14 protein-coding genes are annotated in these 15,875 nt (G+C 58.8%); 3 read left to right on the top strand and 11 right to left on the bottom strand.

The features are described from left to right. Positions 1-8: 8 nt before the first annotated feature. A complete protein-coding gene (locus H8Z83_RS00535) occupies positions 9-1,580 on the bottom strand; it encodes an ABC transporter substrate-binding protein (RefSeq protein ID WP_187013243.1) in 1,572 nt (523 codons plus the stop codon). A gap of 227 nt (positions 1,581-1,807) precedes the next feature. Beyond that, on the bottom strand, positions 1,808-3,055 hold the full coding sequence (locus tag H8Z83_RS00530) for an AI-2E family transporter (protein ID WP_187013242.1): 1,248 nt from the start codon (positions 3,053-3,055) through the stop codon (positions 1,808-1,810). 169 nt (positions 3,056-3,224) lie between these two features. Between H8Z83_RS00530 and H8Z83_RS00525 the strand changes: the two genes are divergently transcribed. The 3 genes from H8Z83_RS00525 (at position 3,225) to H8Z83_RS00515 (ending at position 5,461) form a co-directional block, all read left to right on the top strand. After that, positions 3,225-4,115 carry a diacylglycerol/lipid kinase family protein gene (locus tag H8Z83_RS00525; RefSeq protein WP_187013241.1) on the top strand — a complete coding sequence of 297 codons (891 nt, stop codon included), beginning with the start codon at positions 3,225-3,227 and terminating at the stop codon, positions 4,113-4,115. Then, positions 4,112-4,723: an NUDIX hydrolase gene (locus H8Z83_RS00520; protein ID WP_187013240.1), complete on the top strand. Its 612-nt coding sequence runs from the start codon at positions 4,112-4,114 to the stop codon at positions 4,721-4,723. The genes H8Z83_RS00525 and H8Z83_RS00520 overlap by 4 nt, the downstream gene beginning before the upstream one ends. Before the next feature lie 219 nt (positions 4,724-4,942). Further along, entirely contained in the window at positions 4,943-5,461 is a 519-nt protein-coding gene (locus H8Z83_RS00515) for a CarD family transcriptional regulator (RefSeq protein ID WP_187013239.1), read from the top strand. A 313-nt stretch (positions 5,462-5,774) separates the two neighbouring features. Here H8Z83_RS00515 and H8Z83_RS00510 read toward each other — a convergent pair whose 3' ends face one another. From H8Z83_RS00510 to H8Z83_RS00470, 9 genes are all read right to left on the bottom strand, one after another. Continuing rightward, a complete protein-coding gene (locus tag H8Z83_RS00510) occupies positions 5,775-6,689 on the bottom strand; it encodes an RluA family pseudouridine synthase (protein ID WP_187013238.1) in 915 nt (304 codons plus the stop codon). Further along, entirely contained in the window at positions 6,658-7,161 is a 504-nt protein-coding gene (gene lspA / locus H8Z83_RS00505) for a signal peptidase II (protein WP_187013237.1), read from the bottom strand. The genes H8Z83_RS00510 and lspA overlap by 32 nt, the downstream gene beginning before the upstream one ends. Positions 7,162-7,506: 345 nt before the next feature. Next, the gene (gene ftsH, locus H8Z83_RS00500; protein ID WP_187013236.1) at positions 7,507-9,378 is read right to left on the bottom strand and encodes an ATP-dependent zinc metalloprotease FtsH; all 1,872 of its coding nucleotides are present in this window, start codon (positions 9,376-9,378) and stop codon (positions 7,507-7,509) included. A gap of 84 nt (positions 9,379-9,462) precedes the next feature. Beyond that, positions 9,463-10,017 carry a hypoxanthine phosphoribosyltransferase gene (gene hpt / locus H8Z83_RS00495; RefSeq protein ID WP_187013235.1) on the bottom strand — a complete coding sequence of 185 codons (555 nt, stop codon included), beginning with the start codon at positions 10,015-10,017 and terminating at the stop codon, positions 9,463-9,465. Further along, the gene (gene tilS / locus H8Z83_RS00490; RefSeq protein WP_187013234.1) at positions 10,010-11,317 is read right to left on the bottom strand and encodes a tRNA lysidine(34) synthetase TilS; all 1,308 of its coding nucleotides are present in this window, start codon (positions 11,315-11,317) and stop codon (positions 10,010-10,012) included. Before tilS ends, hpt begins: the two co-directional genes overlap by 8 nt. After that, positions 11,301-12,650: a replicative DNA helicase gene (dnaB, locus tag H8Z83_RS00485; RefSeq protein WP_187013233.1), complete on the bottom strand. Its 1,350-nt coding sequence runs from the start codon at positions 12,648-12,650 to the stop codon at positions 11,301-11,303. The genes tilS and dnaB overlap by 17 nt, the downstream gene beginning before the upstream one ends. Before the next feature lie 336 nt (positions 12,651-12,986). Then, entirely contained in the window at positions 12,987-13,436 is a 450-nt protein-coding gene (gene rplI / locus H8Z83_RS00480; RefSeq protein WP_187013232.1) for a 50S ribosomal protein L9, read from the bottom strand. A gap of 1 nt (position 13,437) precedes the next feature. After that, entirely contained in the window at positions 13,438-13,689 is a 252-nt protein-coding gene (locus H8Z83_RS00475) for a hypothetical protein (RefSeq protein ID WP_187013231.1), read from the bottom strand. Positions 13,690-13,697: 8 nt separating this feature from the next. Beyond that, a complete protein-coding gene (locus tag H8Z83_RS00470; protein ID WP_187013230.1) occupies positions 13,698-15,692 on the bottom strand; it encodes a DHH family phosphoesterase in 1,995 nt (664 codons plus the stop codon). Positions 15,693-15,875: the final 183 nt, after the last annotated feature.

Genomic DNA, 15,875 nt, shown 5'->3' with positions numbered 1-15,875 from the left:
TTCATCACTTATTTCGTATAGTGGATAGTGGAAAGATCCAGAACATAGATGGGGTAGAAGGAGGGGCCCTCAAGACCATCCCGCACTGCCACGAAGTCTGCCATGTCCTGAATATAGACGTTGGCAGCGTTTTCCGCCAGGTTCTTTTCCATTGCTCTGTAAAGGGCGGTCTGCTCCCCATCGTCATAGCAGGCCTGAGCCTGGGCGAACAGAGCGTCATAGTCCGCGTTGTTGTAGTTGATAAAGTCGCGGCTGGCGGTAGAGACGAACCGCTCCAGCATGGCCCGTGCGGTCATGTTGGAAGCGTCCACGCCCACCACAGTGGACTGGAACTGCCGGTTGGAATAGGTGTCCTGCACCCAGCTCTCCCAAGTGACGGGCTGAATGGCGGCATTGATGCCCACAGCCTTCAGCTGCTCCACGATGACCTGTGCGGTATCCATGTGAGACTGGTAGTTGCTGGGGACGGTGATGGTCATATCGAAGCCGTTGGGATAACCGGCCTCCGTCAGCAGTTCCTTGGCCTTTTCGGTGTTGTAAGTATAGTAGTTGGTCAGCTCATCATCAAAATACTTGCTGAAAGCGGGGTACATGCTGGAGCCCAGCAGGGTGCCGTAACCGTCGAAGGCCAGATCCAGGATCTGCTGACGGTCAATGGCGTAGCAGAGAGCCTGCCGCACCCGCACATCGTCAAAGGGCTTCTCGGCGTTGTTGAGGTACAGGGCCTGCACCAGATTCATGGTGCCTTCCTCCACATGGAAGCCGTCGCCAAGCTGCTGGATCTGGTTGGTGGTCAGATGGGCAAATACATCCACAGCGCCGCTCTGGAGGCTGAGAAGGATGCTGTCGGCATTCTCAATGATCTTATAGGTGACCTTGGTCAGGTCGGGCTTTTCGCCCCAGTAATCATCAAACCGCTCCAGCACCACGGACTCCTGAGCCGTCCGGGAAACGAACTTGAACGGGCCGGTGCCCACGGGGGCGGTATCCTGCTCCGTGTAGTCCTTGGGCAGCACAGCGGTGGTCAGGTAAGAAGCAAACTCATTATTGGGTTCCTGAAGCTGGAAGCAGACGGTGTCATCCCCCTCCTGATACATCTCCACGTTGGCAAAAGCCGCCACCTGGATGATGTCTGCCGGGGCATTGGCATCGCCGCAGCGCTGGTAGGACCAAATCACGTCCTCCGGCGTCACTTCCTGACCGTTGTGGAACTTCACACCGGCGCGGAGCTTAAAGGTATACAGCAGATGGTCTTCGGAAACGGTATAGCTCTCTGCCACAGCGGGATTCAGGTTGCCGCTGGCGTCGGGCTTCAAAAGTCCTTCAAATACGTTGAACATGACCTCACGAGTTCCTGCCTTCACGGTTTTGTGAGGGTCAAGACTGCTGTCCAGGTCCTGGGCGATGCCCACGTTCAGTTCGCCGGCCGCAGCGCGGGCCGCGGGGCCTTCCGTCTGGGTGTTCGCGGTGCTCTGGTCCGTAGTTCCGGTCGTCCCGTTCTGGCTGCCGCCTCCGCATCCGCTGAGTACGGCGCTCAGGAGGCAGACCGCCGCCAAAAGCGTCAGGATTCTCTTCTTCATATGCAATTCTCCTTTTTATATCACTGCTCCGGGGAGTCAGTGTATTCGCGGAGCGGTTTTCTCCGTTCCGCAAATTCCCAGTCCCTTACGGGTACTGAAAATCCATGAGGGAATATGCGGTGGCCAATCCGCAAAAACAGCCCTGGGACACATCGTTTGTTATTTTTCTAACGATATGTCCGCAAGGCTGTATTGTACAGGATACTGCGGCTGATTGCAAGCCTTTTTTACAAGTTTTCCGACGTTTTCTCCGGTTTTTCAGGCTCGGTTTCCTGCTCTGGCAGCGGAGCGGTGTAATGCTCCGTTTCCACGGGGAGATCCTTTTCCGCCAGACGTCGGTCCACCAGAAACGCCACCAGACTGTACAGGCAGGCGCATACCGGCACGCCGAAAAACATACCCGCCACACCGAAAAAGCTGCCGCCCACCAGGATGGCAATGATGACCCACAGGCTGGAAAGGCCCGTGCTCTCTCCCAGGATCTTGGGGCCGATCACGTTGCCGTCCAGCTGCTGGAGAGCCAGCACGAACAGCAGGAAATACAAAGACTGAATGGGATCGACCAACAAAATCAGGAAGAAGCTGGGGATCGCCCCCAGGAAGGGGCCGAAGAAAGGAATGACATTGGTGACGCCCACAAAAACGGACACCAGCGGCGTATACGGCATATCCAGCAGTGAGCAGCCGATGAAGCACAGCACACCAATGATGAGGGAATCCAGCAGCTTGCCCCGGACAAAGCCGGAGAAAATGCGGTCGACCTTGGCGCTGCCCCGAAAGACCCAGTAGACCGCTTCCTCGGAAAACAGGCTGTAAGCCAGCTTCCGGGCATGGGCGGCACAGCGCTCCTTGGTAGCCATGAAGTACACAGAGACGATCATGCCCACCAGCAGGTTCTTCAAGAACACCAGCGTACTGAGCACACCGCCGGAGACGGCGATCATCAGCATCTGCGTCCGGGTAAAGACCTGATTTTTCAGCCACTCCGTTGCGGACTCGTAGAACTTATCCATCTGGTCGGCTACCCAAACCTCCACGGTGGGGTTGCTCTCCAGCAGATGCTCCACCCAGCCGCTGATGGTGTTGTAGTAGCCTTCCACGCTGGAAATCAACTGCACCACGCTCCGGTACAGCTGCGGGATCAGCACATGGCCCAGCAGATAGCAGAGCAGGCCGATGATGGCCCAGGTCACCACCAGACTGACGGCCCGGGCGCTTCGGGAGGTCATGCGCCCCTCTGCGTGGGCCTTTTTCATCTGTTCCGGAAAAAACAGGTTTTCAATAAAGTCGATGACCGGCGCCAGCAGGTACGCCAGTACCGCGCCGATCAGAACCGGCTGCAGTGCTTTCAGCAGTTGACCGCCGAAGGATGGCAGTACCCGGCGGCCAAACAGGGTATCGTAAAAAAGCAGGATCGCGCCCACGGTCAAAAAGAGGGCAAGTCCCCACCGCACCGCGCTGTCTTTTTTCTTCATCCAACCGCCTCCTGCCGACAGGGTCCGCCCGCCTGCGGCAGACTTCTCCCGAAACCTTTATATAAACTTTATTCTACACGTCGCCCGGGGGAATTGCAATCCTCAATTCCCCATGCTATACTACTTTAACCGTCTGTTAACATTTATAATCATTTTCGGAGGCATGGACATGGAACCCCAAAAGAAGCTCCTGATGATCGTCAATCCCCGGGCGGGACGCAGCAAGCCCCGGGGGCCGTTATATGATGCGGCTGCCGCCCTGTGCGATGCCGGATATCTGCTCCGTATCCGCCGCACCACCGCCGCCGGGGACGCAGCCCGCATTGCCGCCCAAGAGGGCGGAGATTATGACACTGTGGTGGCCGTGGGCGGCGACGGCACCCTCAACGAGGTCATCTCCGGCATCCAAACGCTTAAAACTCCCCCGGCGGTGGGTTATCTGCCTCAGGGGAGCACCAATGATTTTGCCGCCAGCCTGGAGATCCCCTCAGATCCCGTTCAGGCGGCGGAGGCCATCGTCCGGGGGCAGCGCCGTCAACTTGACATTGGCCGCTTCGGTGAGCGTATTTTCGTATATGTAGCCTCCTTCGGAGCCTTCACCCGGACATCCTACACCGCCTCTCAGGATGTGAAAAATGCTCTGGGCCACTTCGGCTATCTGCTGGAAAGCCTCCGGGATCTGGATACGCTGCGCCCCTATAAGGTCCGCATCACCGCTGATGGGGAGACGCTGGACGGTGAATACCTGTTCGGCGCCGTTGCCAACTCCACCTCCATCGCCGGTATGATGAAGCTGGAGCGGGAGGAGGTCATTCTGGATGACGGCCTCTTTGAGCTGCTGCTGGTGCCCCACCCCCAAAATGCATCGGAGCTGCAAAATCTGATCTGGGCCTTGCTGAATCAGCAGTATAACAGCGGCGGTCTCATTTTCCGCCATGTGTCGGCCCTTCATGTGGAAACGGACGAGGATCTGCCCTGGTCCCTGGACGGAGAGTACGAACCCAGCCAGCCGACGGTGGACATCACCAACTGCCAGCGGGCTTTGACGATGCTGCTATGAGAGAAGAACTGACAAATCTGCGCCGGTTTTACGACGATCATGTTCCCACGCTGCTGGAAGCCCGGCACGAATATGCTGTTTTGTGTCCTCTGGTAGAGCGTCCGAATGGACTGCACCTGCTGTTTGAGGTCCGGTCTGCCGGGGTCAGTCAAAGCGGCGAGACCTGCTTTCCCGGCGGGCAGATGGAGCCGGGAGAGACCCCGGCAGACTGCGCCCTCCGGGAGACGGAGGAGGAATTGTCTATCCCCCGCGCCGAGATTCGGCTTCTGGGCCAAGGGGACTTTATCTGCAATCAGCGGGGCTTTCTTCTGCGGCCGCTGCCGGGGCTGGTATCCCCTGCCGGTCTCGCAGCCCTGCGTCCCGCCCCCGCTGAGGTAGCGGAGGTGTTCACTGTACCGGTGGAATTTTTCAGGACCACCCTGCCCCAGCCATGTGCCTATGATCTGATCCCCCGTGTCCCGGAGTCTTTCCCCTATGAAGCGGTTGGGATTCCCCGGGATTACCCTTGGAACTGCGGCAAGGTAGAGGTCCCGGTGTGGCTCTACGGAGGCCACGCCATCTGGGGCATGACCGCCCGGATCGTGCGTGATTTGGTTTCCCATTTGTAAAAAAAGCGTCTGAAAGTTCTCACTTTCGGGCGCTTTTTCCCTGTCCATGTGTATATCATGCGCTAAATCCCTATATTTTCCACAAAAAAGAGCGCCTTCTTTTCAGAAAAACAGAGATTTTTTACTTTTTTCGTATATTCCCTGACATTTCTGCCAAAATAATGTTAGAATGGTTATGAATCTGAAATCTTTGCAATTTTTGGAAAGGAGGCACTTCCCGTGTTTCAGGCAGGAGATCTGCTGGTCTATGGCATCACCGGCGTCTGTCGGGTGCTTTCCATTGACCGGCGGCAGGAGCGGGTGGGCAGCACCCGTCAAGAGCGGCTTTACTATCAGCTTAAACCCATCTATCAGGGCGGTTTGATCTATACCCCGGTAGACAATGACAAGGTGTCCATGCGACCCATTATCTCCCGGCAGGAGGCGGAAGATCTTATCGGTGAAATTCCCACTCTGCATCCCGCTGCCTGTCGGGCTTCCACCACTCAGGCGCTGACTCAGCAGTATCAGGCCAGTCTCCGGCAGCATAACTGCCGCAGTCTGGTGGAGCTCGCCATGTCCATTCACGCCAAGCGCCGTCAGGCAGAATCCCAGAACCGCCGCCTCGGCATGGTGGACGAGCGCTATCTCAAGCAGGCAGAGCAGCTTCTGTTCGGCGAGCTGGCCGCCGCGCTGGAAATTCCCTACGAGGCGGTCCAGCCCTATATCGCAGACCGGATCGCCGCCGTCCATTCCTGATCTGCGAAACAACACGAAAAACCATACGGAACAAAAGAGGGGCCTCGCTGAAAGCGAGGCCCCTCAGCGTGTCGAAAAAGTCTTTTCTCCCCGCTGAGCCAGTTTTTAGAACTTTATAAAAGTTCTGAAAACTTAGGATTTCAATGGCGCAGGACACCCTTCTTGGGTTTCCCGCGCACACCCTTTACCCGCAAGGGGTATGCAGCATCCGTAAAGCGGCAGAGCCGCTAACGGCTGCCCTACCTTACCGTCGCGGAGAATTAACCGCTTTATCGACAGTCTCAGGGGCCTCGCTTTCAGCGAGGCCCCTTGCTTATGCCATATTCCGGTATTTTTTCAGCTGCTTTTCAAATTCCTCCGGCAGACCGCAGGTCAGCTCCACCAATTCTCCCGTGCGGGGATGGATAAATTTCAGCCCTACAGCGTGAAGGCACTGTCCCTGCAAACCGGGGACCGGTTTTTTGTTGCCGTATACGGTATCTCCCAAAATCGGATGGCCGATGTAGGCCATGTGCACCCGGATCTGGTGGGTGCGGCCCGTTTCCAGACGGCACTCTACATAATTCACACCGGGATAGCGCTCCAGCACCGTCCAATGGGTCACGGCGTTCCGTCCGCCGGCCACCACAGCCATTTTCTTCCGGTCTGCGGGACAGCGGCCGATGGGAGCGTTCACCGTCCCGGTATCCTCCCGAAGATTGCCGGTGACGATGCAGCGGTAGGTCCGGGCCAGTGTGTGATCCTGAAGCTGCTCCGCCAGTTTCACATGGGCGAAGTCGTTTTTTGCGGCGATGATGAGACCGGAGGTGTCCCGATCGATGCGGTGGACGATGCCGGGCCGCAGTTCCCCATTGATCCCGGAAAGACTGTCCCCGCAGTGGTACAGCAGGGCGTTCACCAGCGTACCGTCCGGGTGCCCCGGTGCGGGGTGGACTACCAGGCCCTTCGGTTTGTTCACCACGATGACGTCCTCGTCCTCGTACACCACGTCCAGCGGGATATTCTGAGGCACGATGTCCGCCGCCTCCGGCTCCGGCAGTTTCACAGACACCGTTTCCCCGTCGGTCAGCCGGGTGTTTTTAGCGAGGGGTTTTCCCGCCGCCGTCACCCGGCCCTCCTCCATCAGTTTTTGAACGGCGGAGCGGGTCAGCTCCGTTTGCTCTGCCAGCCATGCGTCCAGCCGCTTCCCGGCATCCTCACTGGCCGTTTGCAGGATCAGAGGCTCCATCCGTTTTCCTCCTGTCATGCTTTTCGTAGATCAATACATAGTAGATCGCGCCCAGAATGGCCCCGGACACGATGCACACATCCGCCACGTTGAACGTGGGATAGCTGGGCCAGAATTGGAAGTGGAGCATATCCACCACATAGCCCAGCCGGAATCGGTCGATGATATTGCCGATGCCGCCGGAGAGGATCAGGCAGCAGGCGCAGATCCCCAGCGGGTGCCGGACGATCCTTCGGGCCAGCACCCACAGTACCGCCGCCAAAATGACGCCGGTGACACCCAGCAGCAGCCACTTCTGCCCGGCAAAGCTGGACCACGCCGCGCCGTAGTTGTGGACCCGCATCAGTTCCAGAAATCCCGAAAACAAAGAAGTGGTCTCCCCCATCTGCAAATGGCCCACGACCCAGGCCTTGACCCACTGATCGGCGCCCAGCAGCGCCGCCCCCAGCAGGCCGAAAATCACATAGTACATAAACGCTCCTTTTTGCAAAGGCTTTTCCAAGCCCGTCTCGGTTTCAGAAATTGCTACCAGTATACACGAAGTCCACCTAAAATGCAACGCCGGGGGAGCTATGCTCCTCCGGCGTGTGAAACTATCGATAAAGTGGTAGATCCTCCGTGACGGTAAGGTAGGGCAGCCGTTAGCGGCTCTGCCGCTTTACGGATGCTGCATACCCCTTGCGGGTAAAGGGTGTCCCGCACCATTGAAATCAAATATTTTCAGAACTTTAACAAAGTTCTGAAAATAAGAGCAGCGTGGCGAAAATATTTTCGCCACGCTGAACGCCAGGGGAGCATAGCTCCCCCGGCGTGTACTTTAGTCTTGATCCTCGGCGTCCGCAGCCGGAACGTTCTCCGGCTGTTCATGGGTTTTCTCCCCGAACACCGTCAGGAAGGCGTCCCGCTCCATGGTCTCGTGCTCCAGCAGGTACTGGGCCACCTGCTCCAGCTTATCTCGCTGCGCTTCCAGAATATCCTGGCAGCGGCGGTAGGCGCCGTCCACCAGATCCTTGACCTCCTGATCGATCTGGGCGGCCACAGCCTCGGAATAGCCCCGGCTGTGTCCCATGGTGCGGCCGATGAACACCTCGTCATTGCCGCTGTCAAAGGACACGGTTCCCAGCCGCTCGCTCATGCCATATACCGTCACCATCTTCCGGGCAATGGCGGTGGCGCGCTGAATGTCATTGCTGGCGCCGGTGGAAATATCGTTGAGACACAGCTTTTCAGCCACACGCCCGCCCAGCAGGCCCACGACCTGATCCTCCATGTAGTGCTTGGAAAGGTAAGAGCGGTCCTCCTCCGGCAGGGAAATGGTCATACCGCCGGCCATACCTCTGGGGACAATGGTGATCTGGCTCACCGGGTCCTGTCCCGGCAGCATGTGCATGACCACCGCATGGCCCGCCTCGTGATAGGCTGTCAGTTCCCGCTCGTGCTGGGGGATCACCCGGCTCTTTTTCTCCGGACCGGCGATGACCTTGATCTCCGCATCCTTCAGATTCTGCATGGTGATGAAGTGCTGATCCTTCCGGGCTGCCAGCAGTGCGCCCTCGTTGATGAGGTTCTCCAGATCCGCGCCGGTGAAGCCCGCAGTGCCTTGAGCCAGCTTACGGAGACTCACGTCCTCTGCCAGAGGCTTCCCCTTGGCGTGGACCTTCAGGATCTCCTCCCGGCCCTTGATGTCCGGCAGGCCCACATACACCTGACGGTCAAACCGGCCGGGCCGCAGCAATGCGGGGTCCAGCACGTCCGCCCGGTTGGTGGCGGCCAGGACCACCACGCCCTCGTTGGCGGCAAAGCCGTCCATCTCTACCAAAAGCTGGTTCAAGGTCTGCTCACGTTCGTCATGACCGCCGCCCAGACCGGTGCCGCGCTGGCGGCCCACGGCGTCGATCTCGTCAATGAACACAATGGCGGGGGACTGCTTTTTCGCCTGCTCAAACAGGTCCCGGACACGGCTGGCGCCTACGCCCACATACAGCTCCACAAAGTCGGAACCGGAAATGGACAGGAAGCCCACGCCGGCCTCGCCGGCCACCGCCTTGGCAAGCAGCGTCTTGCCGGTACCCGGAGGGCCCACCAGCAGCACGCCCTTTGGGATCCGGGCGCCCAGATCGATATACTTCTTTGGATTTTTTAGGAACTCCACGATCTCCCGGAGCTCCTCCTTTTCCTCGTCGGCTCCCGCCACATCGGCAAAGGTGACCTGCTTATCCTTTTCGCTGAGACCACGGATCTGTGCGGAGCCAAACTTTGCCATCCGGTCCGGCCCCATGCCTCCCTGTGCCCGGACGCTCATGAGGTACCACATACCGCCGAACATCAGCGCCATCATCAGATAGGGGAGCATGATCCCCAGCCAGTCAGTCCCCTCCGGAGGGGGATAGCTGTAAGATTTGATGATCCCTGCTGCTTTCTGCTCCTTTACCAGATCGTTGAGATCGCTGTAAAAGAGGATATAGTCATGGATCCGGCAGCGGACCGGCTGGTCGCTGCCCTTGACCTGCAGCATCAGCGTGCTGGAATCCGTAAAGCGGAAGGCTTCCACCTTCTGCTGCTCAAAAAGCTGCACCATCTCATCATAGGTCATCTCATCCCGCTGATTGAGCTGGGTCAGCCAGCTGACACATAAAATCACGATCAGCATCAGCGGCAGAATGCTGACGCCGGGTCTTCTTTTTACCATACGGGGGATCCCCCCTTTCTGTATTATCGCCGCATACAGGCGGCTGCGGCGGTTCCCGCACCTGCCGGGAATCGCCGGTCATGCTCAGGTGTTTTCGTAAACGGCGGGCTTCAGCACACCGATGTAAGGCAGATTCCGGTAAAGCTGGGCATAATCCAGGCCGTAGCCCACCACGAATTCGTCCGGCACCACAAAGCCTGACAGGTCCGCTTCCACCGCCTTTTCCCGGCGGGAGGGCTTATCCAGCAGCGTCACGATAGAGATGCTCTTGGCACCCTTTGCCATCAGATAGCTTTTCAGGAAGGCCAAGGTATTGCCGGAGTCCAGAATATCCTCCACAATGACGATCTCCCGGCCCGTGATGTCCTGCTGGAGATCATGGGTGATCTGCACCCGGCCGCTGGACACGGTGCCGTTCTGGTAAGAGCTGACAGCGATGAACTCCACGTCGCACATCAGCTGGGAAGCCCGCATCAGGTCCGCCATGAAAATGAAGGAGCCCTTCAGCACCCCCAGAAACAGGGGCCGATGCCCCTCATACCGCTTGTACAGCGCTTCACCCAGCTCCGCGATCCGGGTCTTCAGCTCCTCTTCCGTTACCAGAACCTTGAGAATGTCTTTCTCCATCTCACTATTCATTGTTGTTCTCCTCTGTCACTTTTAAAAATATCACCCGCACCGCCCGCTCATATCGGTCCGGCGCGAAATTTTCCTGGATAGGCAGCCCCGGCACCGCCACCGCGATGCCGTTCACCCGCAGGACCGGAAGCCGGTCCCGCTCCTGTGGGGAAATTCCCCGTTCTCCGCACAGGCGCTTGACAGTGCGGCCGTTCAGTCGGTCCTTGGAGTCCCAGGCCGTCACAGTCAGGTCGGCGGTCTCCGAGATGGAAATGAGAACACCCTCACCGGCCGACTCTGCCAGACTAACCTGCCACTGACCGAATGTGACGATCTCTCCCACGGTAACGGCCTGCACCGCCGGCGCAGACGCCGCCTTGAAAAAGCGCAGCGCCGCCGGCTCCCGGAGGACCGTGACGCCGTAGGGCATGGAAAGCTGGCCCCGGTCCAACGTCAAAACCGCCCGGATATGAGCGGCGGTCAAGTCCTTTTCATGGCCTGCCACCGCCGCCAGCACCGCCAGCACCAGCCGTCCCCGCAGGGCCTCCGGCGCGTCTTGCAGCACGGCGAGGGGGATCATTCCGGAAACGTTTGGGGTCACGGCGCATTGGGCCAGCAGTTTTCGACACGCAGCGTCCAGAGCCGCTTCATCCGCCGCTAGCAGCGATGCCGTGCGGCTCATGTTCTCCACAACTCTGGGATTCAGCTTCTTCAAAACCGGGAGCACCTGATGGCGCAGCATGTTCCGGGCGGCATCGTCCAAAGCGTTGGTGGAATCCTCCACATAGGGAACATCACGGGCGGCGGCATAGGCCGCCAGTTCCGCCCGGGTCACACTCAGCAGCGGACGCAGGATACAGTCCCGCTTTTCCGGAATGCCAGTCAGCCCTTTCAGGCCCGTGCCCCGCAGCAGATTTAACAGCATGGTCTCTGCGCTGTCATCCGCGTGGTGGGCGGTCAGAATGCAGCCAAAGCCCTCCCGCCGCCAGGTCTCCTCCAAAAATTCATAGCGCAATTGTCGGGCGGCTTCCTCAACGGTGCGCCCGGTTTCCTCCGCAAAGGCCCGGACATCGCCCCGGCCCGCGAAAAAAGGAATTTCACGGGCGGCGCACCAGTCCCGGACGAAGGCCTCGTCCCGGTCCGCCTCCGCCCCCCGGAGCTGGTGATTGAAATGGGCGGCGGCTACCCGCCGTCCCTGCTTCTGCCCCTGCCGGACCGTCATTTCCAGCAGGCACATGGAGTCCAGTCCGCCAGACACGGCGCACAGTGCGCCGCCCTCCGGCAGCTCCACCGCCGTCAGAGGATCAGTCATCCTCATCATAGCGGTTTTCCAGCGTGGCAAAGGTGGTGTACTCCGGCATCCACCGCAGTTCCACCTTGCCGGTCTCGCCGTGACGGTTTTTCGCTACGATACACTCGGCAATATTCCGCTTTTCGGAATCCTCGTTATAGTAATCGTCACGGTACAGGAACATTACAATGTCGGCATCCTGCTCGATGGCGCCGGATTCACGGAGGTCCGACAGCATGGGCCGTTTATCGTCCCGCTTCTCGTTAGCACGGGACAACTGGCTCAGACAGATCACCGGCACATTCAGTTCCTTGGCCATGACCTTCAGCATACGGGACATTTCGCTGACCACCTGCTGACGATTCTCGCCGCTTCGTCCACCGGATGCGGAGGTCATCAACTGTAAATAGTCGATGACTACTAGACCCAGACTGTCGATCCGGCGGCATTTGGCGTTCATATCCGCCACGCTCAGCATGGGGTTATCGTCAATACGGATATCCACTCTATTCAATACGCCGGCAGCGGCGGCGATCTTCTCCCAGTCCGTCTCCCGCAGAGAGCCGGTAACAAGCCGGGTGTTCTCCACACAGGCTTCGGAGCTGAGAAGCCGGGTCGCCAGCTGCTCCCGGGACATTTCCAGCGAAAACATGGCTACGGTCTTTTTCTCAGACTTCGCCACATTCAGCGCCACGTTCAGCGCAAAGGAGGTTTTGCCCATACCGGGACGGGCCGCCAGCAGGATCAGGTCCGATTTATTCAGGCCGCTGATCTTCCGGTCCACAGCGGACAAGCCGGTGGACAGGCCCGGAAGTCGGCTTTCGCTCTCGCTCATCTCGTTGAGCCGGTCCAGCACATCCGGCAGCACTATCCGCAGAGGCACCATATCCTGCGCACTCTGGCCGCGGCGGACGGCGTAGATCTTCTGCTCGGCAGCTTCCAGAATGGCAGCGGCTTCTCCGATGCCCTCCTGCACCAGCACTGTGATCTCCCCCGCCGCCTGAGCAACGCCCCGCAGCAACGCCTTATCCCGAACGATGGCCACATACTCCATCACGTTGGCGCTGGTGGGGGTGATCTCCATCAGCTGCGCCAGATAGGAGCGGGTGGTATTTTCGTCATAAGTCCCGGCCTTTTGCATCTCCTCGCAGACGGTGATGCCGTCAATAGGCCGGGCGTAGGTGAACATGGTGTAGATGGTCTCAAAAATCTCCCGGTTCTGCCGCAGGTAGAAGTCCGAGGGCACCAGCTTATCCATCACGTCCTTGACGCAGCCCTCGTCGATGAGCATGGAACCTAAAACGGCCTGCTCGCCTTCCAACGAATGGGGCATCTGCCGCAGCAGAAGATCTTCGTTAGCCATGGAACTCTCCTTCCCGCTTCTCCGGAAGCGCAAGTTAGACATTCAGACATACAATCATTTTTGTCAGGGCGTCCCCCAGGGGAGCCTCTCTTGCCCCTGCGGGGCAATTCACCTTCTGTACCTGGCAAAAACACATTGACTCAGCTGCCTTGGGCAGCGTTCACCAGTGAGCGGATCTCACTGGTGCAGGGTTTACTCAAGGGGAAACCGCCGCAGCGCCGCCAGTGGCGGAATAAGCAAGGCTGTTTCGAGGATGCGGCACGATTTGCAGTCTTATCATAGAGACTGCAAATCGTATTGCCGCGACGGTGTATCCTGATCCCCCTTGAATTAGTCTTACTTCTCCTCGCAGACGGTGACGTACACGGTACCGCTGACCTCAAAGCCCAGCTTGGCCTTCACCTGATAGCTGCCGTAGGCCTTGATCGGCTCATCCAGCACGATCTTCTGCTTGGGAATATCCACGCCGTACTGGGCCTTCAGGCCCTCGGAGATCTCCTTGTTGGTCACGGCGCCGAACAGCTTGCCGCCGTTGCCGGCCTTGGCGCTGAGCTTCACGGGACAGTTCTGGAGCTTCCCGGCGATCTCCTGCGCCTCAGCCTTCAGCCGGGCTTCCTCGGCCTTGCGGGCCTTCTCTTTCAGGTTCATGGTGTTGATGGCGTCCGCCGTGGCAGGCACCGCCAGCTTTCTGGGCAGAAGGAAGTTCCGGCCGTAGCCCTCGGAAACCTCGATCATCTCGCCCTTCTTGCCCTGACCCTTCACGTCCTGCTGTAAAATCACTTTCATGTTATATATCCTCACTTTCCGAATGTTCTGAATGAATTTGCTTTTTCAATTCCTGAAGCTCTGCTTCCAGCGCTTCGACCTTTTGCGCCGTACTGCTCCACGCGCAGACAGCGACCGCCAGAATCAGCGCAATCACAGCGCCTGCCCGATAGATGCCGGTACCTCTGAGATCAAACAGCATCCACCCACCAAAGAAGATAAATACCTCCATCAGGATCAGGCAGACCGCATACGCCTTCAAAAACGCCTTCATAGGCTGCCTCACTTTTCAAAGTATGCGTCCAAGACCCCAATCAACTGCTGACGGACGCTCTCCGGGTCCGTGTCCTCGATCCGTGCGCCTGCGGTGGTAGAGTTGCCGCCGCCGCCCAGGGCCTCCAGGATCACCTGCACATTGATCTCGCCCAAAGAACGGGCTGACATCAGCACCGCTCCCTCGGCGGCGTAGACCACGAAGGAAGCCTGAACACCCTTCAGGGTCAGCAGATCGTCCGCCGCCTGGGCCGCTGCAACGCGGTCCACGCCCGGCTCCTCCACCACGGAGACCGCGATGTTGCTCCGGTACATCTCCGCGCGGCGGATGATGTCATATTTCGTGACCATATCCTTCAAATCGCCTTGGAACAGCCGCTGGACCTCAGCCGTATCCGCACCGGAACGCCGCAGGAAGGCCGCCGCCTCAAAGGTGCGGCCGCCGGTCCGCTGAGTGAAATGCTTGGTATCCAGCACGATACCCGCCAGCAGCGCCCCCGCTTCCTCCCGCAGAAGATCGGTGGGCTCCACCAGATATTGCAGCAGCTCCGTCACCAGTTCGCTGGCGGACGAGGCGTAAGGCTCGTGGAAGTTGAAGGCAGCATTTTCGATATAAGTCGCTGCCCGGCGGTGATGATCAATGACCGCCACCCGGTTGCAGGATTCCAAAAGCTGGGGATTTTCCACCATGTCCGGACGGTTGGTATCCACCACTACCAGAAGCGTGTCGGCCCGCATCTGCAAAAATGCCTCAGCAGGGGTAAGGAACACGCCGCTGTACTCCGGCAGCGCATCCAGCCGGGCGATCAGGGTCTCGGCCGCAGTGTGCTCCCGGTCAATGACGATCCGTGCCTGCTTTCCACGCTTCCGGGCGGCGCAACAGATACCCGCGGCAGCGCCCACGGCGTCCATATCCGCAAAGGAGTGGCCCATGATGTAGACCTCTCCCGCGTCTGCGATCAGCTCCCGGAAGGCGTTGGCCATCACGCGGGATTTCACTTTGGTCCGCTTCTCCGTGGCCTTGGTGCGGCCGCCGTAGAAGGCGAAGTCCACCTGATTCCGCACCACCGCCTGATCGCCGCCCCGGCTCAGTGCCATTTCCAGCGAGAGCTTGGCGTTTTTGTACAGCTCCGGGATACTGGGAGAATCCTTGCCGATGCCGATGGACAAGGTTGGGTGGATATTCTCCGCCACGCGGATCGCCCGGACAGTGTCCAGAATGGAGAACTTTTCGTCTACAAAATGCTGAAAATACTGTTCTTCAAACAGGAACAGGTAATGGTTCCGGTCCGTTTTCAGCAGGATGCCCTGGCCTGCGTTGGCCCAGGTCTGCAATTTTTCGTCGATCTGCGCCAGAACCGCGCTGCGCTGGGTATCCTCGCAGGCCTTCATCAGGTCCTCGTAGTTGTCCAGCATCAGGATCGCCGCCACCGGGCGGCTGGCCTCGTAGACCTCTCTCAGATGATCGGCCTCCGTAGTCTCCACCCAGTAGGTGGTGGCCACCAGGCTCTGCACGCCGGTGCGGTTCCGGGAGCGCACCAGGCTGCCGTAGACCCGGAAACGGTGATTGTTCAGCTCCACCCGCTCCGGGCTTTCCTGTTTTCCGCTCAGCAGCCACTGGACCTGAAAATCCGGTACAGCCTCGGAAAGCCGCATCTCAAAGAGATGCTCCCGGACGCCGGCCAGCTGCAAAAAGCTCTCGTTGCTCCAGATGATCTCCCCCGTATCCGGCCGGAACACCAGCGTGGGCAGAGGGGAGTTGATGAGGGTGGACTTGCTGGCGGTGTCCACACTGCCGGTGACAGAGTCGATGTACTGCAAAACGCCCTGCCGCCGCTTCTGATTGCTCTGCCGGAAATAGAAGTACAGCAGAACGGTCAGAGTTCCCTCAGCCAAGGCCAGCTGCCAGTTGACAGGGATGGCCGCCACGGCGAACAGCAACATAACGGCGAAATAAAATTTTAAATTCGGCTCCAACAGGCGGGAGAGTTTCTTATTGCTCATTCCTTACCTCATTCTCCGATGGGGCAGGCTGGCCTGTCCCTCAGAAATCATGAAATTCATCCGATAGGTTTTTTTATTATATCAGTTTACCGGCAAATACACAATGGTATTTCTACTGAAATCTTGCGAAAACAGGCGACAGGCGGGGTGGATACGCCCGATGGCGGAAACGCCCCGCTGCCC

The organism is Dysosmobacter segnis, from assembly GCF_014297285.1.
Lineage (GTDB): Bacteria > Bacillota > Clostridia > Oscillospirales > Oscillospiraceae > Oscillibacter > Oscillibacter segnis.
This window is presented reverse-complemented; position numbering and strand designations above follow the sequence as displayed.